The organism is Pseudomonas sp. R1-6, assembly GCF_051132115.1.
In the GTDB taxonomy this organism is placed as follows: Bacteria; Pseudomonadota; Gammaproteobacteria; order Pseudomonadales; family Pseudomonadaceae; genus Aquipseudomonas.
On the sequence record NZ_CP071662.1, the window covers coordinates 1064208 to 1086099 of the forward strand.

The following is a 21892-nucleotide window of genomic DNA, read 5'->3' on the forward strand; positions in this document are numbered from 1 at the left end:
CAGCCCCAAAGATGTACCTGCCACCGCAGTGCATCAGATGAAACACAGGGGCTGCTTCGCACCCCAGCGGGAGCAAGCTCCCTCGCCACGGTGGTTCGGCGACAATTGAAGAGGGTGCCCACGGGCACCCTTTTTCATGCCCGGCGATTGGGCTATCCTCGACCTCTCCCGCGCCGCACCAGAGCCGGGTGCAGACCCAGGGAACCCTCGATGATCACCAGCAAGTTGCCGAACGTCGGCATCACGATTTTCACTCAGATGTCCCAACTCGCCGCACAGACCGGCGCGCTGAACCTGTCCCAGGGGTTTCCCGATTTCGATGGCCCGCAAGCCCTGCGCGATGCGGTCGGCCGGCACATCGCCCAAGGCCACAACCAATATTCCCCCATGACCGGCCTGCCGGCGCTGCGCCAGCAGATTGCGGCCAAAGTTGCCCGCAGCTATGGCGCTACCGTCGATGCCGATCAGGAAGTCACCGTGACCCCTGGCGCGACCCAGGCGATTTTCTGCGCCATCGCGGCGGTGGTTAACAGCGGCGATGAAGTCATCGTCTTCGACCCCGCCTACGATAGCTACGAGCCGTCCGTGCAACTGGCCGGCGGGCGTTGCGTGCATGTGCCATTGAGCCTGGGCGATTTCGCCATCGACTTTGAAAAGCTCGGCGAAGCCCTGAGCCCGCGCACGCGCATGATCATCCTCAACACGCCGCACAACCCCAGCGGTGCGTTGATCAGCCGCGCCGAGCTGGACCAATTGGCGGCGTTGATCCGCGACCGTGACATCTATCTGATCAGCGACGAGGTGTATGAGCACCTGGTGTTCGACGGCGTGGCTCATGTCAGCGTGCTTGCCCATGAAGAACTGTATCGCCGTGCCTTCGTGGTCAGTTCGTTTGGCAAGACCTACCACGTCACCGGCTGGAAGACCGGTTATGTCGTCGCGCCACCGGCCCTGACGGCGGAGTTGCGCAAGGTGCATCAGTACGTCAGTTTCTGCGGCGTCACACCGTTGCAGTATGCCTTGGCCGACTACATGGCCGCGCATCCGGAGCACGTCGACGAACTGCCGGACTTCTACCAGGCCAAGCGCGATCTGTTCTGCGACCTGCTGGCACCGTCGCGCTTCAGCTTCAAGCGCGTCACCGGCACCTATTTCCAGCTGGTGGATTACTCGCAGATCCGCCCAGACCTCAACGACGTCGACATGGCGGTGTGGATGACCCGCGAACATGGCGTGGCGACCATTCCGATCTCGGTCTTCTACCAGAACCCACCGCAAGGCCAGCGCCTGGTGCGCCTGTGCTTTGCCAAGCGCGAGGAGACGCTGCGTGAAGCGGCGCAAAAGCTATGCGTGATTTGAGCACCTTGCCCAACCTGAACGTTGCCTTGATCCAGACAACCCTGGCCTGGCATGACCGTCGAGCCAACCTTGAGCATTTCGACGCGCTGCTTGAACAGGCGCGGGGGGCGGACCTTATCATCCTGCCGGAAATGTTCACCACGGGCTTTTCCATGGAGTCCGAGACGTTGGCGGAGCCCGAGAATGGTCCGACGCGCCAATGGCTCAAGGACCAAGCGGCGAAACTGGATGCAGTGATCACCGGCAGCGTGATCGTCCAGGCCGGCGATGGCAGCCATCGTAATCGCTTGCTGTGGGCACGGCCCGACGGCGAGGTGCTGCATTACGACAAACGCCATCTGTTCCGCATGGCCGGCGAGCACAACCACTACACGCCGGGTGATCAGCAGGTACTGTTCGAGCTCAAGGGTTGGCGGATTCGCCCGTTGATCTGCTATGACCTGCGCTTTCCGGCGTGGAGCCGCGACGCCGAGGACACCGACCTGTTGCTGTACACCGCCAACTGGCCGGGCGCTCGGCGTCAGCATTGGAACCGTTTGCTGCCGGCACGGGCCATCGAAAACCTGTGCTATGTGGCGGCGGTGAATCGGATCGGCACCGACGGCAAGGGCTTCGCCTACACCGGCGACAGCCAGGTACTGGACTTCCAGGGCGAGACCCTGCTCGGCGCCGGCGAAGCCGACGGTGTGTTCACGGTTTGCCTGAGTGCCGCGGACCTGGCTGAGTATCGCAAACGCTTTCCAGCGAACCTGGATGCCGATCGTTTCGAATTCATCTATTGAAACGATTCAGCCTCAAGGAACGGTGTTGCGCGCCGATAACCGGTCAGCCAAGGAGGAATCCCCTATGACCAGCATCAGCGCAACGACCGTAAACCCTTATCCATTGTCTGCTCCCACAGTCACCATCCGCGGGGCTGAGGAAGACAGGGCGGTCAGTCCAGTGACACCGACCGAAACCGCCGAAGACAAAGACAAGCCACTGAAAGTCGACACCAGCGGCGCGAACATCGCAGGTGCCGGCGGCAGCAGCGGCAGCAGCGATGTCATCGAACAGTTGAAGAAGCAGATCGAACGAACCGAAAAATTGCTGGCCGACCAGCAAGCCCAACTGGCCCGCGTCCAGAAAAGCCAGGCCGACCAGGCGCAGAAGTCCCAGCAAGCCATGGCGATCCAGACCCAGATCATGGCGACCCAGGCAACCTTGCAGACCCTGCAGGCTGCGCTGTTGCAGGCGATGACGATTTCGATCGATACCCATGCCTGAGATTTTTATTGGCTGACTCGCGAACAGGCCCGAGCAGCCAATTCAAATCATCAGCCAAACAAAAAGGCCCTGAGGTTCACACCCCAGGGCCTTTTTGCATTTCAGCCTTGGTCAGGCCGCCTTGGCTTCCGGCTGGCTCAGCGAGCGGTTCAGTGCACTGAACAGCGCCTTGAAGCTGGCGGTGGTGATGTTTTCATCGATGCCCACGCCATGCACCGCACGCTCACCGTTGACCCGCAGCTCGATGTAAGCCGCCGCCTTGGCGTTGGTGCCGGCGCCGATGGCGTGTTCGTTGTAGTCCATGATTTCCACCGGAATCGGCAGGCCGGCCACCAGCGCTTCCAGCGCGCCGTTGCCTTTGCCACGCCAGTGCAGGTTGGTTTCGCCCTGGCCTTTGCTGGCGACTTCCACTTCCACGGCGCTGTTGCCGTTTTCTTCCTGCAGGCGATGGCTGACCAGCGCATACGGGGTGTTGGCTTGCAGGTATTCACGCTGCAACAGGGCATGGATCTGCTGGGCAGTCATTTCCAGACCCAGGCGATCGGTTTCGCGCTGCACCACTTGGCTGAATTCGATCTGCATGCGACGCGGCAGGCTGATGCCGTATTCCTGCTCCAGCAGGTAGGCGATGCCGCCCTTGCCCGACTGGCTGTTCACGCGGATCACCGCCTCGTAGCTGCGGCCGATGTCAGCCGGGTCGATTGGCAGGTACGGCACTTCCCACAGGGTGTCGGGTTTCTGCTGGGCGAAGCCCTTGCGGATCGCGTCCTGGTGCGAGCCGGAAAATGCAGTGTGGACCAGGTCGCCTACATATGGATGGCGCGGGTGCACCGCGATCTGGTTGCACTCTTCGACCACTTTGCGTACGCCGTCGATGTCGGAGAAATCCAGCTCAGGGTCGATACCCTGGGTGTAGAGGTTCAGCGCGACGGTCACCAGGTCGACGTTGCCGGTGCGCTCGCCGTTGCCGAACAGGCAGCCTTCGACACGGTCGGCGCCGGCCATCAGGCCCAGCTCGGTAGCGGCCACGCCGGTGCCACGGTCGTTGTGGGTGTGCAGGCTGATGAGCACGCTGTCACGACGGCTGATGTTGCGGTGGAACCACTCGATCTGGTCGGCGTAGATGTTCGGCGTGGCGACTTCCACGGTGGCGGGCAGGTTAAGGATCACCTTGCGCTCCGGGGTCGGGTTCCACACTTCGATCACGGCGTCGCAGACTTCCTTGGCGAACTCCAGCTCGGTGGCGCTGAAGGTTTCTGGGGAATATTCGAATTGCCACTGGGTTTCCGGCTGCTGGGCGGCGTATTTGACGAACAGCTTGGCCGCGTTCACTGCAATTTCCTTCACGCCTTCCTTGTCCTGGTTGAACACGATGCGGCGGAACGACGGACAGGTGGCGTTGTAGAGGTGGACGATGGCTTTCTTCGCGCCACGCAGGGATTCGAAGGTACGGGCGATAAGGTCTTCGCGGGCCTGGGTCAGCACCTGGATGGTGGTGTCGTCCGGGATGTGGCCTTCTTCGATGAGGGTGCGCACGAAGTCGAAGTCAGTCTGGGAAGCGGCCGGGAACGACGCTTCGATTTCTTTCACGCCCACCGCCACCAAGGTTTTCCAGAAGCGCAGCTTCTTGGCCGCGTCCATGGGTTCGATCAGCGACTGGTTGCCATCACGCAGGTCGGAACTGCACCAGATCGGCGCGGCAGTGATGGTCTTCGACGGCCAGGTGCGATCCGGCAGGTTGATGGTCGGGAAGGCGCGGTATTTCGAAGACGGGTCTTTGAGCATGCTCATGAGGAAATCCTTATTGTCGTGGCCGGAAAAAGGCGGCCTGCCGGTGGTTCGAATGGGGTGGCTTGTCAGCCGGGACGAGTTGCCGCGATTCAGCCCGGCAGTCGTGCGCTGACGAGGCACAGGCTGCGGTGCTGACGAAGCTGAATGAGGGTGTGAGAGGTTTTCATGCCCTCAACCCTAACCGCGTGGACGGGGGGTTGCAAGCAGTCGGAAAAAATTGGGAGAAGTTCTGTTTTTGGATGGGTTTGCGAGATTTAATCGCGTAAGCGGTCAGAATAGGCTCAAAGGATTGCGCTGATATTTAGGGCTCGGCAATTCCAAGGATGGTGGTGCCAGGGCCTGCGTCTTCGCGAGCAGGCTCGCTCCCACAAGGGATCTTTGTGGTTGCAATGTTGTGGTCTACGCAGATCCCAATGTGGGAGCGAGCCTGCTCGCGAAGAGACCAGTAGCCTGACCGAAATGCTCAGGGCTGAAACGCCCCGATAAAAATCGCCGGATCCACACGAGCATCGTTCAGGCTGATGTTCCAGTGCATATGCGGCCCGGTCGCCCGGCCGGTGGCGCCGACCTTGCCGACCACTGTGCCACGGGCCAACTGCTGGCCGACCTTCACGTCTATTTTCGACATGTGGCAGAACATGCTGATGAAGCCCTGGCCATGGTCGACGAATACCGTGTTGCCATTGAAGAAATAGTTGCCGGTGAGGATCACCTTGCCGGCGGCCGGGGTCTTGATCGGTGTGCCGGCGGGCACGGCGAAGTCCAGGCCTGCGTGGGGGTTGCGTTCTTCGCCGTTGAAGAAACGGCGCACACCGAACTTGCTCGACAGCGGGCCGTTGACCGGTTTATCCAGCAACAGATTGCTGGGGATGTTCGGGCTGAAGCTGCGGTAGGCCTTCAACTGCACCGCCAGCTCGGCGTCGATGCGCTTGAGGTCCGCCGGGTTAGGGTTGACCTGACGCTTGTTCTTCAGGGTGATGTGCTGCTCGGGATACTTCTTGTAACCGACCACGAAGGGCTGAGTGCTGCCGCCGCTGCTGATCTGCTGCGTGCCGGGTTGTACCGTCAACGGAATGCCGACAATCGCCAGCCAGTTCTGTTGCTCCTTGACCACCAGCACCGGTTTGCCCTGGTAGGTGGCTTTTGGCGCCTGGGCCGCGCTGCCCAGATCCACCACGGCCACACCGCCGGGCACCGGTTTGTTCAACAGGCGGGTGATGTAGCTGTCGGCGTGGGCGTTGAAGGTCAGGCACAGCAACAGCAGCGGAGCGAGGAATCGCGGCATGAATCAATCCAATAAAGAAAGGGTGACTGGCGTCAGGTGGTTGTCTTCGACCCGCACCAGGAGTTCGCCTTCGCCGAGCTTGGCGGTCAGGCGCTGGCCCATCTGGGTTTGCCCGGCGTTGCGGATGGCATGGCCGCGCTCGTCGAGCAGGATGCTGTAGCCACGACCAAGGGTCGCCAGCGGGCTGACGATGTGCAGCGTCTGCATCTGGTTTTGCAACTGCACGCGTCGCGTTTTGAGCCCTTCGCGCATGGCCCGGGGCAAGCGTTCGGCAAGGCTGTCGAGGCGATGACGCAACATGGCCAATTGCCGGCCCGGATGCTGTCCGGCCAGACGGGTTTCCAGGCGGATCAGCCTTTCGCGGCGGGTGTTGAGGCTGCGCTCGAAGGCCCGGCGCATGCGCATGTCCAGATCGTCGAGACGCTGGGCCTGTTGGCGCAGCCGTTCGCCGGGATGACGCAGGCGCCGCGTAAGACCTTCGAGGCGCAGTTGGTCGCGCATCAGCCGGTCACGCATGCGCATCACCAACCGGCGGTGCAGACTTTCAACCCGGCGGACCAGGTCGCCGGCATCCGGTGCCAGCAGTTCGGCGGCGGCGGACGGGGTCGGGGCGCGCACATCGGCGACGAAATCGCTGATGGATACGTCGGTCTCATGGCCGACGGCGCTGACGATCGGCGTGACGCAGGCATCCACCGCCCGGGCCACGGCTTCTTCGTTGAAGCACCACAAATCTTCCAGCGAACCGCCGCCCCGGGCCAGGATCAGCGCGTCGAAGCCGCGGGCATCGGCCAGTTTCAGGGCGCGAACAATTTGCCCGGTGGCTTCTCGGCCTTGCACTGCGGTGGGAATCAAGGTCAGGGAAATCTGCGGCGCGCGGCGGCGGAAGACGCTGATGATGTCGCGGATCACCGCGCCGGTGGGCGAACTGATGATGCCGATGCGTTGCGGATGGGCCGGCAGCGGCACTTTGCGTTCGGCGCTGAACAGCCCTTCGGCGGCGAGCTTTTCCTTCAGGGCATCGAAGGCCAGGCGCAGGGCACCATCGCCGGCCGGTTCCACGGTGTCGAGGATCAGTTGATAGTCGCCACGGCCCTCGAACAGCGAGACCTTGCCGCGCACCTTCACCGCCAACCCATCCTTCAAGGCCTGGCGCACCCGTGCGGCGTTCTGCCGGAACAGCGCGCAGCGCACCTGGGCGCCGCTGTCCTTGAGGGTGAAATACACGTGGCCGGAAGCCGGGCGGGCGAGGTTGGAGATCTCGCCCTCGACCCAGATGTTGCTGAACACGTCTTCCAGCAACACCCGTGCACGGCCGTTGAGTTGGCTGACAGTCAGGACCTCGCGGTCCAGGCCCAGTCGGGCAAAGGGATCTTTAATCATGGGCGGCATGATAAGGGGATTCGCCAATGGTGTGCAGACAATTAGACCGGGTTGTCTGCATCGCGAGCAAGCTCGCTCCCACAGGGGATCCATGTCGCACCGAAGATCCAGTGTGGGAGCTTGCTCGCGATAGCAGTAGCCCAGTCACCACAAATACTGGATATGCCCCGACACATCTGGCTAAAGTCCCCGCTCTCCTCATCAAGGAAGTGCCGGATGAATCTTCTCCCATGGTTGGGCCAGTGGGCATTTGCCCCGATGGAATGGCTGGTAATCGCCTCGGCCATTGTCCTGGCCTACATCGTGTTCGGCATCGCCGGGTTCGGCACCGCCCTGGTGGCCGCGCCGATCCTGCTGTTGTTCATGCCGCTGTCGAAGATTGTCCCGCTATTGGTCTTGCTGGATTTTGTCGCCGCCTTTGGCAACTTGTTGCCGTCGCGGCGGGACGTGTCCCGGCCGGAGCTGCTGCGGTTGCTGCCCTGCATGGCTGTGGGCTGCACCTTGGGTGTGATTTTCCTGCTCAACCTCAAGTCAGATTTTTTGCTGCTGTTGATGGGGCTGTTTATTAGCGCCTATGCGATCTACAGCCTGTTGATAAAAACCAGGCCCAAGCAGTTATCTTCATTGTGGGCGTTGCCGATGGGCACGGTGGGCGGGATGTTCGGCGCGTTGTTTGGCAGTGGCGGCTTTTTATATGCCATCTACCTGAACAGCCGTTTGCCCAAGGAGGCGGCGCGAGCGACCCAGAGTGCGCTGATCAGTTGCAGCACTGTGGTGCGCTTGAGTTTGTTTGTCATCGCGGGCGTGTATGCCGAGCTACCCTTGCTGGTACTGGCGCTGTGTTTATTGCCGGCCATGGCGCTGGGGTTGTGGGTGGGGCGTCGCCTGACCCTGAAGATGTCGCGCGAAGCGTTCGTGCGGTTGGTCACCTGGCTGGTGCTCGCCAGCGGCCTGGCGTTGATCGGCCGTTACCTGAGTGCTTGACCTGACACGGCCAGGGATTAAGCTGCCGGCCTTTTATCTGATCCTGCCAGGGAAACAGCCAGGCCTCGCCATGAATTCGCAAAGCATTATCGTCCCGAAAATCTCCACACTGCCGGTCCACGAGCCTCGGGCCCGGGCAATCGTGCGCTGGCTGGTGCGCAAGAACATTATCGAAGAGCAATTGACCACTTGCGGCCGCACCGGCAATCGCATGGCCCACGCCATCGCTCCCGGCGCGCGCGACGTGGTCATGCACCCCGAAGCCTTGCCGTTCGGCGAGCCGATCAACGGCCTGGAGATCATCACCAAGCGTTGCATCTATACGCCGGCCAAGGGTTTTCTGGAGGAGGCCGGTTGCGCCGAGTGCCGCAAGGAAGTCGGCGAAGCGCTGTTCGAAAGCCTGGAAGACTGGATGCCGGGGCGTACCGACAATTTCACTTGTCCTGAGTGCGGGCATGAGGACGACATCAATGGCTTCCTGTTCCTGCAACCCTGCGCGTTCTCCAACCTGGGGTTCATCTTCAATAACTGGCTGGAGGCGGGGTTCAAGCAGGGGTTTCTTGATGAATTCGCCGACTGGCTGGATCAGCCGGTGAGTTGGGTGAAGGTGGAGTTGTAGATAGGTACATCACAGGATGCTTTTGTGGCGAGGGGATTTAGCGAAACGTCGCACCGCCCCGCTGGACTGCGCAGCAGTCCCAAAGCAGTCGACTCAATCTGTCCGATGTACCGCAGGGCCTGGGTTTAGGGCCGCTTCGCGCCCCAGCGGGGCGGTGCGACGTTTCGATAAATCCCCTCGCCACAGGGTTTGGTGTACCACAAGGACAGTGGTTTTAGCCCGTCAATCACCCCGCCAATAATAGACAGAGTTTTACATTGAGCCAGACGGGGTGCATGAGTATAATGGCGCGCTTCCATTTTCCCGCTCGGGAGCCCCCGCGATGCTGCGTATCAGCCAAGAAGCTCTGACCTTCGACGACATTCTCCTAGTGCCCGGTTATTCCGAGGTGCTGCCTAACGAAGTCAGTCTCAAAACCCGTCTCACCCGTGGCATCGAACTGAATATCCCCCTGGTTTCCGCCGCCATGGACACCGTGACCGAAGCCCGTCTGGCCATTGCCATGGCCCAGGAAGGCGGTATCGGTATCATCCACAAGAACATGACCATCGAACAGCAGGCCGCCGAAGTGCGCAAGGTCAAGCGGTTCGAGGCTGGCGTGGTCAAGGATCCGATCACCATCGAGGCTGACGCCACGGTCCGGGATCTGTTCGAACTGACCCGCATGCACAACATCTCCGGTGTTCCGGTGCTGCACGATGGCGACCTCGTCGGCATCGTTACTTCCCGTGACGTGCGCTTCGAAAGCCGCCTGGACGCCTCTGTTCGCCAGGTGATGACGCCTAAAGAGCGCCTGGTCACGGTCAAGGAAGGCACCAGCAAGGACGACGTCCGCGAATTGCTGCACAAGCACCGCATCGAGCGCGTGCTGATCGTTGATGACAAATTCGCCCTCAAGGGCATGATGACCGTCAACGACATCGAGAAAGCCAAGGCCTACCCGCTGGCCAGCAAGGACGACCAGGGTCGTCTGCGCGTCGGCGCCGCTGTCGGCACCGGCAAGGACACTGGTGACCGCGTCGCCGCCCTGGTCAACGCTGGCGTTGACGTGGTGGTGGTCGACACCGCCCACGGTCACTCCAAAGGCGTGATCGACCGCGTGCGCTGGGTCAAGCAGAACTTCCCCGACGTACAGGTGATCGGCGGCAACATCGCCACCGGCGCTGCCGCCAAGGCCCTGGCCGAAGCGGGCGCCGACGCGGTCAAGGTCGGTATCGGCCCAGGCTCGATCTGTACTACCCGTATCGTCGCCGGTGTCGGCGTGCCGCAGATCAGTGCCATCGCCAACGTCGCCGCTGCCCTTGAAGGCACCGGCGTGCCGTTGATCGCCGACGGCGGTATCCGTTTCTCGGGTGACCTGTCCAAGGCCATCGTCGCCGGTGCCTACTGCGTGATGATGGGTTCGATGTTCGCCGGTACCGAAGAAGCGCCGGGCGAGATCGAACTGTTCCAGGGCCGTAGCTACAAGGCTTATCGCGGCATGGGTTCGCTGGGCGCCATGTCCCAGGCCCAGGGCTCTTCCGACCGTTACTTCCAGGACTCCTCCGCGGGTGCCGAGAAGCTGGTGCCGGAAGGCATCGAAGGTCGCGTGCCGTATAAGGGCACCCTGAGCGCCATCATCCATCAACTGATGGGCGGCCTGCGTTCCTCGATGGGCTACACCGGCAGCGCTGACATCGAAGAGATGCGCACCAAGCCGGAATTCGTGCGCATCACCGGCGCCGGCATGGCCGAGTCCCATGTACACGACGTGCAGATCACCAAGGAAGCGCCGAACTACCGCGTAGGTTAAGGCTTCCAGCAAAACGTTAATCACCGGGGCTGTTCATTCAGCCCCGAGTTGTTTCTGATTCACTACATGAGAATGAGTCATGGCCCTCGACATTCACGCTCACCGCATCCTGATCCTCGACTTCGGTTCCCAGTACACCCAGCTGATTGCCCGCCGCGTGCGTGAGATCGGCGTGTACTGCGAACTGCATCCGTTCGACATGGATGACGAAGCGATTCGCGAATTCGCTCCGAAAGGCGTCATCCTCGCCGGCGGCCCCGAGTCCGTGCACGAAGCCAACAGCCCGCGTTGCCCGCAAGCGGTGTTCGACCTGGGGGTACCGGTGTTCGGCATCTGCTACGGCATGCAGACCATGGCTGAACAGCTGGGCGGCAAGGTCGAGGGTTCCGACCTGCGTGAGTTCGGTTACGCTCGCGTCGACGTGGTCGGCAAGAGCCGCCTGCTGGACGGCATCGAGGATCATATCGACGCCGACGGCCTGTTCGGCCTCGACGTGTGGATGAGCCATGGTGACAAAGTCACCAAGATGCCTGAAGACTTCCACATCCTGGCCAGCACCCCTAGCTGCCCGATCGCTGGCATGTTCAGCGACGAGCGTCGCTACTACGGCGTGCAGTTCCACCCGGAAGTGACCCACACCAAGCAGGGCGGCCGCATTCTGTCGCGCTTCATCCTCGACATCTGCGAATGCGAAGCCTTGTGGACTCCGTCGAAGATCGCTGAAGACGCCATCGCCCAGGTCCGCGCCCAGGTCGGCACCGATAACGTATTGCTGGGCTTGTCTGGCGGCGTTGATTCCTCGGTGGTTGCCGCACTGCTGCACAAGGCCATCGGCGACCAGCTGACCTGCGTCTTCGTCGACAACGGCCTGCTGCGCCTGCACGAAGGCGAGCAAGTGATGGCCATGTTCGCCGAGAACATGGGCGTCAAGGTGATTCGCGCCAATGCCGAAGAGCAGTTCTTGAACAACCTGGCCGGCGAGTCCGACCCGGAGAAGAAACGCAAGATCATCGGTCGTACCTTCATCGACGTGTTCGATGCCGAATCCTGCAAGCTGGACAACATCAAGTACCTCGCCCAGGGCACCATCTACCCTGACGTGATCGAGTCGGCCGGCGCCAAGAGCGGCAAGGCCCACGTGATCAAGTCCCACCACAACGTTGGTGGCTTGCCGGAAGAGATGAACCTGAAGCTGGTCGAGCCGCTGCGCGAACTGTTCAAGGACGAAGTGCGTCGCCTCGGCCTGGAGCTGGGCTTGCCGTATGACATGGTCTACCGCCACCCATTCCCGGGCCCAGGCCTGGGCGTGCGGATCCTCGGCGAAGTGAAGAAGGAATACGCCGACCTGCTGCGTCGCGCCGACCACATCTTCATCGAAGAACTGCGCAAGGCCGACTGGTACCACAAGGTCAGCCAGGCATTCGTGGTGTTCCAACCGGTGAAATCGGTCGGCGTGGTCGGCGATGGCCGTCGCTACGCCTGGGTCGTGGCTCTGCGCGCCGTGGAAACCATCGACTTCATGACCGCTCGCTGGGCACACCTGCCGTACGAGCTGCTGGAAACCGTTTCCGGGCGGATCATCAATGAAATCGAAGGTATCTCTCGCGTGACGTATGACGTGTCGAGCAAGCCGCCGGCGACGATTGAGTGGGAGTGAGCCCTCGTCCGGCATTGCCTGGCACGATCTAGCAAGAAAATGCCCTGGAGCCCGCGTAACTGCGGGCTTTTGGCTTTTTGGGTCTGGCAAGTTCAGATAGCGTTCTGCATCGCCAAGCATAGTTCTTTTTATGGCATGGTACAGGGTACCAACAGCATCCGATGCCATGCATGACGCTTGATACAATGTGCCTTGTTTCAGGATGGGCATGGTATCGAGATAGCCAAGAGGCCCGATTTTACTGGGGTTAAGCCGCATTTTTCCGCGCTTTTCAGAGCATGGTATTTTTTCATGGAATAAATGGAAGCCATGCTCACTGATACCAAGCTCAGAAACCTCAAGCCGCAAGACAAGCTCTACAAGGTGATTAATAGTGACGGCTTGTACGTCGCCGTCACCACGGCTGGCTCTATCTCATTTCGCTACAACTACTCCATCAATGGCCGGCAGGAGACCGTCACCTTCGGTCGTTATGGCTTAGGCGGGATCACCCTGGCAGAGGCGCGCGAGCGGCTAGGGGAGGCGAAGAGAATGATTGCAGCAGGCAAGTCGCCTGCTAAGGAGAAGGCGTGTGTGAAGGCGCGCACCAAAGGTGCTGAGACCTTTGGCTATTGGGCTGAAAAATGGCTGCGCAGCTATCAGATGGCGGACTCGACACGGGATATGCGCCGTTCAGTCTACGAGCGCGAATTGAAGCCGAAGTTGGGCAATCAGAAGCTGGCTGAAATCACTCATGAGGACCTGCGAGCACTAACTGACGCGATAGTGGAGCGAGGTGCGCCTGCAACCGCCGTCCATTCGCGTGAAATCGCTGCAGGTCTTTCGTTGGGCCATTGAGCGTGGTCAGAAGGTTGAAAACCCCGCGGATCTAGTAAGGTCTGCCAGCATCGCTAAATTCGAGCCACGCGACCGGGCGTTGACGCCTGATGAAATCGCCCTGATGTACCAGTACATGGATAGGATCGGTACCGCGACTTCGGTCCGCGCAGCGGCCAAACTCCTCCTGCTGACGATGGTGCGCAAGAGCGAGCTGACTAACGCGACTTGGAGTGAGATCAACTTCAGTGAAGCGCTATGGACAATTCCCAAAGAACGGATGAAGCGCCGAAGTCCCCATCTGGTGTTTCTATCCCGGCAAGCTTTGGATTTCTTCATCGCATTGAAAACTTTGGCCGGAGGTTCGGAGTACGTTCTGCCGTCACGCTACGACTCCGATTTGCCAATGAGTGCAGCCAGGATCAACCAGGTACTGACGCTGGCCTATCGTCTTGCTCAAAAGAAGGGGGTGCCGCTAGGAAAATTCGGCCCCCACGAACGCCGCACGGCTAGCACGCTGTTGTTTGAGGCGGGTTACAACTCTGACTGGATCGAGAAGTGTTTGGCGCACGAACAGAGGGGCGTGCGAGCCGTTTACAACAAGGCTGAATATCGCGACCAGCGCCGTGCGATGTTGCAGGATTGGCTGATATGGTTGATGAATGGACGCTTAAGAAACCTCGTCAAACAAATGAGTAGCAAAAGGAACCCGCCAGAGGCGGGTTCTTCTGACTTCTGTGTTCAGTCTTTACTTCGTCTATTTTCCTCTAATTGACGCTATTGCTTCAAATGCTCGCTCATAAACACTCACAGGAGGCTTTCCGAAACTAACGACTGATGGGGAGAGCATCTCTGAGTATTTTACAAATTTTTCTGGGTCGTTATTTGCAGCCAACAGCGCGCTAGCTTGCGAGTCATAAAGCTCCGCTAGCTGTGAGTAATATCTTATAAAGGAAACTGCTGTCTGGAATAATAGAATTGAAACAGCTATAGCACCAAATGTAAAGGCCATAGACGATACGGAGCTTGTCCATTCCGGTGTTTCTTGTACGAATGGCTGTTTCGAATACGCTGTCTGGGTGCGCTCATAGAAATTCACCAGTTGCTCAAGCTCGCTCATGTAGGCGGTGCGCTCATCCATTGTAAAATTTTCTTCCTTGACGTCTTCGCCATCCATCCGCCTTCCCATGTTAATGATGCTGTCAGGATAAATTTTCTCGAGAAGATCGTTGGATTTGCGTAAAAATAATCCAGGATCACGCACTTTGTTAAAAGAGATTTTCTCGCCAAGTTCTCGGAGTGAATATGTCTTGGTTTGACTCGAGCTAAACACAGCCGCCACTGCAAGGCTCATTAAAATTAACAAGCCCAAAGCTATATAGAGTCTTGCTGTCCTAGATCGCTTGGCTCTCCTTTTCAAGTCTTCTATCGCTGCTGTGTAGCCTGAATTTGCGTTGAGTTCTGTAGCACTTTCCATGTAATAACCGCTCTGTGTAATTTAGGTGGTTTGTATTGTGATGTCTAAGATGGCCTGTATAGTTCCGGATTTGTAAGAGACCGCCATGACGCGTTGAGTGTGGACGCAAAAATAACTAGGCGGCCGTTTTTCTTCAGAAGCAAGGGCCGGAAAAAAGGGGGGCTGCTGGTCGTGAATCGATGTCGTCGCTCAATTGCGCAAGGTGTGCTATTGGTGGGCTTGAGCTCGCAGGTCACAGGGCGATAGGGGGGACCAGATGAAAGATCGACCGCACAGTGAAGCAATGTCCGAGCAGCTGCGTGCTGACCCAGCATATGCGGCTGAACTACTTGCCGACGTGCTACGAGAAGGCAACCCAGCAGAGCTGGCTATTTTGTTACAACAGCTAACCCTCGCGTTTGGAGCGCACGAGTAGAACTAGCACACCTAACCTCCGTAAATCGTTGCATCCAGTTCTTCCCATCTACGTCTGCAGTTGAGGAGATGCTTGTTTAGTCAAGGCCATGAAGGTGGTCCGAAAGTCTACCCTTTCTCGCCACCATTAGGCGTTCAAGATGTACCGATTTATTCCCGAAAGTAGTGGTGAATAAATTGCTCTACAGCTTTCGCAGAGATTGTAGCTGCGTATTGTTGATACTGATCATCTTTTTTCTTGTCGCCATTATCGCAAACTGATTTCAATGAAATGAAGTCTGCACGTGTTAGGGTTGATGAAACGGCGGCATAAACCCCATAAGTTTCCATGTCTAGCCCTGTAACATTACGATGTTGGATTGTGCGTATCCGCTCCGATACTCGGATATCTGCAAGTACAGATGAGCCTGTAGCCATGGGTCCTAATACGAGCTTTGGAAGCTGCATTTTTTGCTCTTTAGCATGGTCGGAAAAAGATTTCCAAAAAGGCTCGTCTCTCTTCAACATAAATAGCTTGTTTCTTAATTCATCATCTATGTTGAGGTGGTGAGGGGAAGATTCAAATGCTTCTTCACCATTTTTGTCTATGTATTTACCGCTCTGCCAGTCCCACGATACTTCTGCCGCAACCACATCACCTATCCCGGCTTTACTTGCAATTCCGGCGCAGATGCCAGCCATAATCACAATCTTAGGATTAAGAATCAATGATGCTTTAGTAGTCAACGTTGAAGCTGCAACGGCGCCCATTCTCGCACAAAAAGCTGCCCCGATTTTTATAATATTCCCCGCAACGCTCAGGGATGCATAGCGTATTAGGTGTGTACGGTCCAGCGGTTCAAAGGGGCCCCAATCTAATTCAAGGTTTTCAATGGCACTGTACTCAGGATGAGGAAGTGCCGTTATTATAAAAACATCGCAGGTGTTGCGTTGCTCGCGCTGCGTTTTGTCGTTTAGAATCCAAACGGCTATACGGTGTAATGCATTTAGGCAGTCCTCATCGTTCTCCGAATAGGGAAGGATGCCCCAAGGCCTACAGCTGAAAAAATCATGTGCTGCATCGGTTAGGTCCGTAGCAGCACTTATAGGTAGAGAATAAAGCGGTCTTTTTTCCGCAGGTATGATGTCGTCAATGCTGTTGAAAAAATCTATACAATTTCTCTCGTCCTTTTGATCACCTAATTCGCCGGGCACGACCACGTCTGCTATTAACAAATCATAGCGGGGGCGATCTTCAATTAACCCTAGCGCTTGGCTCGTGCAAATAGCAACGTCCAGACGCCCAAATAGCCCCTTGTCTTTGAGCAGGGCAAGGAGCTTTCCTTTTTTTGCGGGATCGTCTTCTAACAAAAGGATGTCAAGAGGCATTTTTTTTCTCTAAAATTGATCTTAGATTAGATTCGATGCGAAGCTCCCAGTCAGAGAATGCTGAATCGAAATACACGGTGTCTAAAAAGTTATTGGGGAAGTCCTTTTTCAACTGTTTTGATAGCTCCGTTAGCCCCAAGCTTTTCGAGCCCTCGCTGAATACTGGATATGATGTCACTACTAGAGTGGGAATCCCCATTTCATAGCGTTCAAGAGTCTCGAAGACCTCAATACCTCCAAAAGGTCTAGGAGTACCACCACGTTCTCTCGATTCGATGTCATACGTGGGTAAAGACATATCAGCAATTATGAAATCGGGTACATATTCTTCCAGTGCATCTATCGCAGATCTAACCGAATATGCTTTGCGAAGTGTGACATCTGGAATTATTCGCTCCACGACCCCTTGTATGCTAGTAAGCTTGGATTCACTGTCCTCTACTATCAAAACATTGAAGTTAGGCACTATGTTCTACCTCGATTATCTTCGAAGCTTCGCGAGATGCAGGCTCTGCGGCCCGAGAGGGTGGGCTACCTAAGTATAGAAGCTGAAACTCCAAGCGAAATAAATTTTTTCCCTCGAAGTCAAAAGATATGTTGGTATCCTTGTACTGCATTACTATCGTCGCAAGCTTACTGATTCCAGAATCTCGATTCTGCTTAGCTCTTTCGCCGTAAGCTCGCTTTTTAATATCTTGTCTCAGTGAGTTTAGTTTGGCCTCTTTTTCTGGTGTGATTGTGTTTTCGGCAATGTCATTAGTAATGGTAAAGTGAAGAAGTGAGTTCGAAGTATCAAGGTCGACTTTGATTGATACTTGGTTACCCGTTTTTACGCCTGAGTGCTCGTATATGTTAACCAATGCCAGGTAAAGCGCATCTTGTATAATAGAGAATCCATGAAGGTCTAAAAATAGGTCCTCTGGTACGCTTGCATCAATTTTTGGATTGAATTTGGTATGTTGACCACTCACAAAGGCTACTGCTACATCTACTATATATTTTAGTGTGTAACTTTCATCTAGCTCTACGTTGGGGACTCTGATCCAGCTTGCAATAACTGAGGCCCTACGATGTAGCTCCTCCGACTGGTGGACAATACTAGATAATAGTTCTACATCGTCAATGCCATTGCTTCTGAGCTCATTGGTTAGTTTTGAAAAGGCCGATTGGAGATTTTTTTTGATTTCATTATCGATGGCGGGACGTGCTATCTCGCATCTCCCGGTTATATCGTACCAAAACATTCCGATGCATTCTTTAAGGAACTGGTCGGCGGAGCTGCATGCTTGCGCAACAGCTCGGAGTAGCATTAGAAATGAGGTGGGAATAACTAAATCGAATACTCCCCGAGGCTTGTTTTTGGATTTTACATAAAAGTATTCATCGCGCAGGACGCCAATTACAGAGTCGATCGATTCCGAAAAGCGCGAAAAAGCTGCTTTCAGGATCTTTCTTCTTTTTGGGTCAAGCTTTGCGGCTAATGCGTCCAGTCTAGCAGAGAGCTGATAGTCTGCTCCTGGCTTTGGGCGTTGGCATATTAGCTCCACAGGCTCAAGTACACCGCGTAGTTCGCTTGCAATTGTACCGTGCCTTATGCGCCTTCCGATTAATACATCTAGGCCGGAAACTGGGTGCCACAAAAATTTCTCTCTTATAGAACCTACTAGTTCCCCTAAAAGATCATCTGCCTCATTCTTTGGGACTTGAAAATTTTTGGCAGATGGCGAGCGAAAACTTTTTATAACCTCTTGAAGATCTTCGGATTCGCCGACCCCGCTCTCAACTAGTTTTTTATAGCGCTGGAAGTCTGCGGAGACTTCGGCGCTAAGCGCATTCATAATTGACTGCTCGTCTACATAAACTTTACTGTCATCAAGCACTTCTAGCCCGTCATCAACGTGAAGGCTATCTTCAATATGAATGGCTTCTTGGATATATAGTTCTTCCATTGGCGGTTTCAGCTTTGCCAATGCTTTGAGTAGATCGCTCCTAGTCTGTCTCGACTTCTTGGAGCTTGTCATGCCAGGTAATAGCTCGATTGTTACCAGGTTGCAAGTGCTTGCACACAGATGGGCGATTAGTTCGATAGAGTGATCTGACTCTAGCAGGCGTTGTGGCAGATCGATGATTGTTTTACAGCTATAAGCTTTCATCAGATCTTCAATTGCATATCTTTTGTAAGTTTTGTATGTGCGCTCGTCTACGATTTTTAACAAGTGGTCGAGTGTAATCGCGACGTGTAGAAGTTCGCCACTCCTTTTAACGGTCGACCATTTGTAGCCGTAATACATATCGACTATTGGGAGTGCTGTAATTATCTTGGGGTTATATATTCCCAACTTGGCGCAAATTTCAACGGCTGTAGCATGATCCCCACTAGCGAAATAGCGGTTACTTGCTATAACGCCGACACAATCCTGTATAAGACGATTGTGAATTCTCGAAATTTCTGGCTTGACGTCTGTGTACAGTGCATCATAAATTTGTTGAAGTTTCGCTCCAAGTTTATCGTGATTCTGCATTAAATACTTGGCTTCGCGCTGAAGTGCGAACGACATTGTGGAGGGAGGCGATGATATAGGTGATATACAGCTTTCAAATATTTTGGGGAGTGTCGGAAGCGACACTAAATCTCCTACTTCGATGCATTCGGATATCCAGCTGTAATTCATGCAGAATTTTGCTAGTTCCTCAGCGTGTAGGTCATTGTTTTGCGATGATATTTGTGAGGCTAGTCCGCGTGCAAATATATCATCAAATAAAGAAAGAGGTGTTGCTGGCTCGGCACCGAAGGAAATTTGTATTGCGGATTTTGCATGTTCAGCAGTTTTAGAATTAATCTTTTCTGAGTTTTCGTCGCCTGCAGGTGAAATGTTAAGCCTGCATAATATTGGACTTAGCGCGTCTAGTGCTCCGGCGGCCCTGTTGCGTACTGCTAGCGTGTAATTCTTCTGATTGCAAAGTATTTTTTTACATGCTTTTATTAGCGTAAATAAAAGATCAATAGGAGTGGTGAATTGCTCAGCGGCAAGAATTAGTCTCATGTCTTGGTCGGATGAACCCAGATTTCCGTGGAGTCTATATTTTGAATAAACTCTAAGTGCTTCGCTCAGGTCTGCGTCATCAACTCTTCTAGTTGTATTGGATCGATAGCGAGCTGAATTTTGAGCAGGTTCATTACGTACGCCAAAAAAATATAGATAAAATCTAGTCAAGCCATACGCTGATACTGAGAGCTCTGCGCTTCGAGTTTTCATAGGCTCTAGGCCATCTGTCTTTTGGAGCAAAGCAAGGCCCGTCTCCAGCGACCAGTAAGACACGCCTTCCGTGCTCTCAAAGTCTTCTAGGTAGGTAGCAGCATTTACCCAGTCTGAGTCCCGTATGGCGGATGAAATTTTACAGGCTACATCAGCGAACGCTTCTAATTTTTCCGCAAAACGCGCTATTTTAGAAAGCGCAGTATCTATTTCTGAAGCAAGATCGAGGGAGTCAATCTCTGCAGGGAATATACCTATTGAACTAAGTTCGACTCCGAGAGACGACTGAACCGCTCCCGTGGCACCCAATTGTAGAGCCAGCCATTCAAAAAACTCGTTGAGTAAATTTTGACTGAGCTTAGCTTTGGCCATTGATATGGCTTTGTTAATTTGTTTTTGACAGTATTGAGCCTGTTTTCCTGCATCACGTGCTCGTTCTGGTGTGCTGGGCTCTTTAAGTTTTGCAAGAGCTCCTCGAACAAGATTTTGGACATCGACTAAGTTTGTGTTCGTCGTTTTTCTCATTTTCATGCTGTGATCCTTTTTGGCACAAAAGCGGTTTTTCTTGCCATAATGCCAAAATGATATTAGTATTGCAAACTGTTTCTGAGTTGCTTTTAACTATCAAGTAGTATGTTCTGATACTTGATTTAGAGACGGTTTAATTGAGAAGGTGGATATGGATATGGATGATGCTGTAAAGTTTGAGCGCTCGATGGAGCACGCTTGGAAGTATTTTGAACTGCATGCGCAACAGCGAATGACAGTCTTCAATTTCTTTTTGGCGATCGCTGGTCTTGTTGCAGCAGGGATAGGAGTTGGCTTGCAGCAGGGTGGAAAGTTTTCAGCTCTGGTTTCACTTTTAGGTTGTTTTTTAAGTTTGGTGGCTTTTATATTCTGGAAGCTTGATCAGCGGGTGTCTTTTATAATAAAGCATGCGGAAGCGACGTTGTGCTATTTGGAGGGTGTCGGGCTTTCTTCAGAAGTGTCTATATTTACTAAGGAAAAAAACAATGCTGCTGGTCTTGGGAGTGAGTCTGTATGGACATACGGGAAGTGCTTCAGGCTGTCCTTTTTAGCAGTAGGTTTGATTGGTGTTGCCTTTGTGGTAACTCCTTACTTTGTTAGCTTTGCTTGTAAGCCTTAGAGTAATAATTGATGGATTCATATTTCTTATCTAGCAGCCATGGTTGTGGCGAGTTGGTGGCTCTACTTTCTTGGGCGTGTGGGATGAAATATTGAGTTGAATTTCGTACGGGCTTCGTTTCACTTGGCCAATCGCGGGCGCATTGTTAGGGCTTTAGCGGAATGCTTGTACCAACAGAATTGAAAAGTCATAGTCATGGCATTTTTCATGGTATTAAATGAAGTCTGGATTTTTAGGTGCCTAAAATATGGGGCTCTAGCTGGTAGTTTATAATAGAGTGGGAGTGATGGGCGTCCGGCACTGACCGGCACCCTGGAGCGAGAAACATCCTGAAGTCCACTTGATTGCGGGCTTTTGGCATTTGGGGGTTCGGCACCTCCTTGTAGTCGGTCCGCGCCAGCACGCGGTCGGCTTCCAGATCCTTCTATTGCTGGATCAGCACTTTGTCACTGACGTGATGAGACTTGAAAGGCTCGCGTCATTGCCCGCCAAACCCAAAACCGTGGCGAGGGAGCTTACTCCCGCTGGGGTGCGAAGCGCCCCCAATCCAAGCGGGTAGGAGCAACCCGACACGCCGCGATGAGGGTTTGGGGCTGCTGCGCTGCCCAGCGGGAGCAAGCTCCCTCGCCACAGGGGTAGAGGCGATTCCAAGCTGTTTGTGCCCATCCATGCCAAATTTCCTATCGTTGTCCCTGGCTTGCCCACGTTTGTCCTTCGCTCCCTGTTAGGGAATGTCGCCTGGCGGTTCGGTCACCTTTCGCTACGATTCCTTGCCTCAACGGGCACCGAGAAATGCTTATCATCGGACGGCGAAGCCCCGCGGGAATTTCGCCGGCACGCCTCGCGAAACGCTGTCGCGTGTCAAGTAATGCGCCTCGTGCCCCCTGTGTCCATGCTCCGGCCGGGCAAACGTGATCCCGCTGGGCAGAGCGTCGTTTGAAAGAAAGAGTCAGGTTGTCATTTGACAACCTGGCTGATCATGCGAATACTGGAGACCACGGATGACTCGTCCAACGCACCCGAAAAAAGAGATTGAGGAAGCGTTAAGGCATGCCGAAGGGCAGGGCTGGCGCGTAGAAGTCGGCGGCAGCCACGCTTGGGGGCGGTTTTATTGCCCGTTCAAAGACGTGGAATGCCGCTGCGGTGAGTTCTGCATCACGTCGATATGGAGCACGCCGAAGAACCCAGGCAACCACGCGCGAGCGTTGAGACGCGTCGTGGAGAATTGCTCGACGCATCGCAATCAGCGCGATGCGGATCAGGATGCTGAGGAATAG

The 21892-nt window shown here is 55.3% G+C and carries 16 protein-coding genes and 1 pseudogene; 10 read left to right on the top strand and 7 right to left on the bottom strand.

Annotation, left to right across the window (positions count from 1 at the left end; all coding sequences use genetic code 11):
• Positions 1-210: 210 nt before the first annotated feature.
• From J3P81_RS04970 to J3P81_RS04980, 3 genes are all read left to right on the top strand, one after another.
• Positions 211-1359: a pyridoxal phosphate-dependent aminotransferase gene (locus J3P81_RS04970; protein ID WP_434562437.1), complete on the top strand. Its 1149-nt coding sequence runs from the start codon at positions 211-213 to the stop codon at positions 1357-1359.
• Positions 1347-2141, top strand: a complete 795-nt coding sequence (locus tag J3P81_RS04975) for an amidohydrolase (RefSeq protein ID WP_420764159.1) — start codon at positions 1347-1349, stop codon at positions 2139-2141. Before J3P81_RS04970 ends, J3P81_RS04975 begins: the two co-directional genes overlap by 13 nt.
• Positions 2142-2205: 64 nt before the next feature.
• Positions 2206-2625 carry a hypothetical protein gene (locus tag J3P81_RS04980; RefSeq protein WP_420764160.1) on the top strand — a complete coding sequence of 140 codons (420 nt, stop codon included), beginning with the start codon at positions 2206-2208 and terminating at the stop codon, positions 2623-2625.
• Between the two features lie 111 nt (positions 2626-2736).
• Here the strand turns inward: J3P81_RS04980 and leuA are convergent, their stop codons facing one another.
• The 3 genes from leuA to xseA all read right to left on the bottom strand — a co-directional run bounded on the left by leuA (position 2737) and on the right by xseA (position 7084).
• A complete protein-coding gene (leuA, locus tag J3P81_RS04985; protein WP_420764161.1) occupies positions 2737-4416 on the bottom strand; it encodes a 2-isopropylmalate synthase in 1680 nt (559 codons plus the stop codon).
• Positions 4417-4879: 463 nt separating this feature from the next.
• On the bottom strand, positions 4880-5701 hold the full coding sequence (locus tag J3P81_RS04990) for a peptidoglycan DD-metalloendopeptidase family protein (protein ID WP_039592103.1): 822 nt from the start codon (positions 5699-5701) through the stop codon (positions 4880-4882).
• A 3-nt stretch (positions 5702-5704) separates the two neighbouring features.
• On the bottom strand, positions 5705-7084 hold the full coding sequence (gene xseA, locus J3P81_RS04995) for an exodeoxyribonuclease VII large subunit (protein ID WP_434562439.1): 1380 nt from the start codon (positions 7082-7084) through the stop codon (positions 5705-5707).
• Between the two features lie 216 nt (positions 7085-7300).
• On the opposite strand from xseA, the gene J3P81_RS05000 reads away from it, so the two are divergent.
• The 5 genes and pseudogenes from J3P81_RS05000 (at position 7301) to J3P81_RS05020 (ending at position 13651) form a co-directional block, all read left to right on the top strand.
• Positions 7301-8068 carry a sulfite exporter TauE/SafE family protein gene (locus J3P81_RS05000; protein WP_434562441.1) on the top strand — a complete coding sequence of 256 codons (768 nt, stop codon included), beginning with the start codon at positions 7301-7303 and terminating at the stop codon, positions 8066-8068.
• A gap of 70 nt (positions 8069-8138) precedes the next feature.
• Positions 8139-8687: a sugar ABC transporter ATPase gene (locus J3P81_RS05005; RefSeq protein ID WP_420764165.1), complete on the top strand. Its 549-nt coding sequence runs from the start codon at positions 8139-8141 to the stop codon at positions 8685-8687.
• Positions 8688-9009: 322 nt separating this feature from the next.
• On the top strand, positions 9010-10479 hold the full coding sequence (gene guaB / locus J3P81_RS05010; RefSeq protein WP_420764166.1) for an IMP dehydrogenase: 1470 nt from the start codon (positions 9010-9012) through the stop codon (positions 10477-10479).
• A 79-nt stretch (positions 10480-10558) separates the two neighbouring features.
• A complete protein-coding gene (guaA, locus tag J3P81_RS05015) occupies positions 10559-12136 on the top strand; it encodes a glutamine-hydrolyzing GMP synthase (RefSeq protein WP_420764167.1) in 1578 nt (525 codons plus the stop codon).
• 309 nt (positions 12137-12445) lie between these two features.
• Positions 12446-13651 (top strand): annotated as a pseudogene (locus J3P81_RS05020) (tyrosine-type recombinase/integrase).
• Positions 13652-13709: 58 nt separating this feature from the next.
• Here the strand turns inward: J3P81_RS05020 and J3P81_RS05025 are convergent.
• The 4 genes from J3P81_RS05025 to J3P81_RS05040 form a co-directional block, all read right to left on the bottom strand.
• Positions 13710-14429, bottom strand: coding sequence for a hypothetical protein (locus J3P81_RS05025; RefSeq protein WP_434562443.1), 720 nt, complete (start codon positions 14427-14429; stop codon positions 13710-13712).
• 564 nt (positions 14430-14993) lie between these two features.
• Entirely contained in the window at positions 14994-16211 is a 1218-nt protein-coding gene (locus tag J3P81_RS05030) for a hypothetical protein (RefSeq protein WP_434562445.1), read from the bottom strand.
• Positions 16201-16677, bottom strand: a complete 477-nt coding sequence (locus tag J3P81_RS05035) for a response regulator (protein WP_434562447.1) — start codon at positions 16675-16677, stop codon at positions 16201-16203. Before J3P81_RS05035 ends, J3P81_RS05030 begins: the two co-directional genes overlap by 11 nt.
• Entirely contained in the window at positions 16670-19999 is a 3330-nt protein-coding gene (locus tag J3P81_RS05040) for a hypothetical protein (protein ID WP_434562449.1), read from the bottom strand. The genes J3P81_RS05035 and J3P81_RS05040 overlap by 8 nt, the downstream gene beginning before the upstream one ends.
• A 154-nt stretch (positions 20000-20153) precedes the next feature.
• On the opposite strand from J3P81_RS05040, the gene J3P81_RS05045 reads away from it, so the two are divergent.
• On the top strand, positions 20154-20615 hold the full coding sequence (locus J3P81_RS05045) for a hypothetical protein (protein ID WP_434562451.1): 462 nt from the start codon (positions 20154-20156) through the stop codon (positions 20613-20615).
• Between the two features lie 1001 nt (positions 20616-21616).
• A complete protein-coding gene (locus J3P81_RS05050; protein WP_434562453.1) occupies positions 21617-21892 on the top strand; it encodes a hypothetical protein in 276 nt (91 codons plus the stop codon).

Excerpts from the sequence above, each read along its gene's own strand:
- leuA (WP_420764161.1), bottom strand. The coding sequence starts at position 4,416 with ATGAGCATGCTCAAAGACCCGTCTTCGAAATACCGCGCCTTCCCGACC.
- J3P81_RS05030 (WP_434562445.1), bottom strand. The coding sequence starts at position 16,211 with ATGCCTCTTGACATCCTTTTGTTAGAAGACGATCCCGCAAAAAAAGGA.
- J3P81_RS04980 (WP_420764160.1), top strand. The coding sequence starts at position 2,206 with ATGACCAGCATCAGCGCAACGACCGTAAACCCTTATCCATTGTCTGCT.
- J3P81_RS04970 (WP_434562437.1), top strand. The coding sequence starts at position 211 with ATGATCACCAGCAAGTTGCCGAACGTCGGCATCACGATTTTCACTCAG.
- guaA (WP_420764167.1), top strand. The coding sequence starts at position 10,559 with ATGGCCCTCGACATTCACGCTCACCGCATCCTGATCCTCGACTTCGGT.
- J3P81_RS05025 (WP_434562443.1), bottom strand. The coding sequence starts at position 14,429 with ATGGAAAGTGCTACAGAACTCAACGCAAATTCAGGCTACACAGCAGCG.
- J3P81_RS05040 (WP_434562449.1), bottom strand. The coding sequence starts at position 19,999 with ATGAAAATGAGAAAAACGACGAACACAAACTTAGTCGATGTCCAAAAT.
- J3P81_RS04990 (WP_039592103.1), bottom strand. The coding sequence starts at position 5,701 with ATGCCGCGATTCCTCGCTCCGCTGCTGTTGCTGTGCCTGACCTTCAAC.
- J3P81_RS05005 (WP_420764165.1), top strand. The coding sequence starts at position 8,139 with ATGAATTCGCAAAGCATTATCGTCCCGAAAATCTCCACACTGCCGGTC.
- J3P81_RS04975 (WP_420764159.1), top strand. The coding sequence starts at position 1,347 with ATGCGTGATTTGAGCACCTTGCCCAACCTGAACGTTGCCTTGATCCAG.
- J3P81_RS05045 (WP_434562451.1), top strand. The coding sequence starts at position 20,154 with ATGGATGATGCTGTAAAGTTTGAGCGCTCGATGGAGCACGCTTGGAAG.
- J3P81_RS05000 (WP_434562441.1), top strand. The coding sequence starts at position 7,301 with ATGAATCTTCTCCCATGGTTGGGCCAGTGGGCATTTGCCCCGATGGAA.
- xseA (WP_434562439.1), bottom strand. The coding sequence starts at position 7,084 with ATGATTAAAGATCCCTTTGCCCGACTGGGCCTGGACCGCGAGGTCCTG.
- guaB (WP_420764166.1), top strand. The coding sequence starts at position 9,010 with ATGCTGCGTATCAGCCAAGAAGCTCTGACCTTCGACGACATTCTCCTA.
- J3P81_RS05050 (WP_434562453.1), top strand. The coding sequence starts at position 21,617 with ATGACTCGTCCAACGCACCCGAAAAAAGAGATTGAGGAAGCGTTAAGG.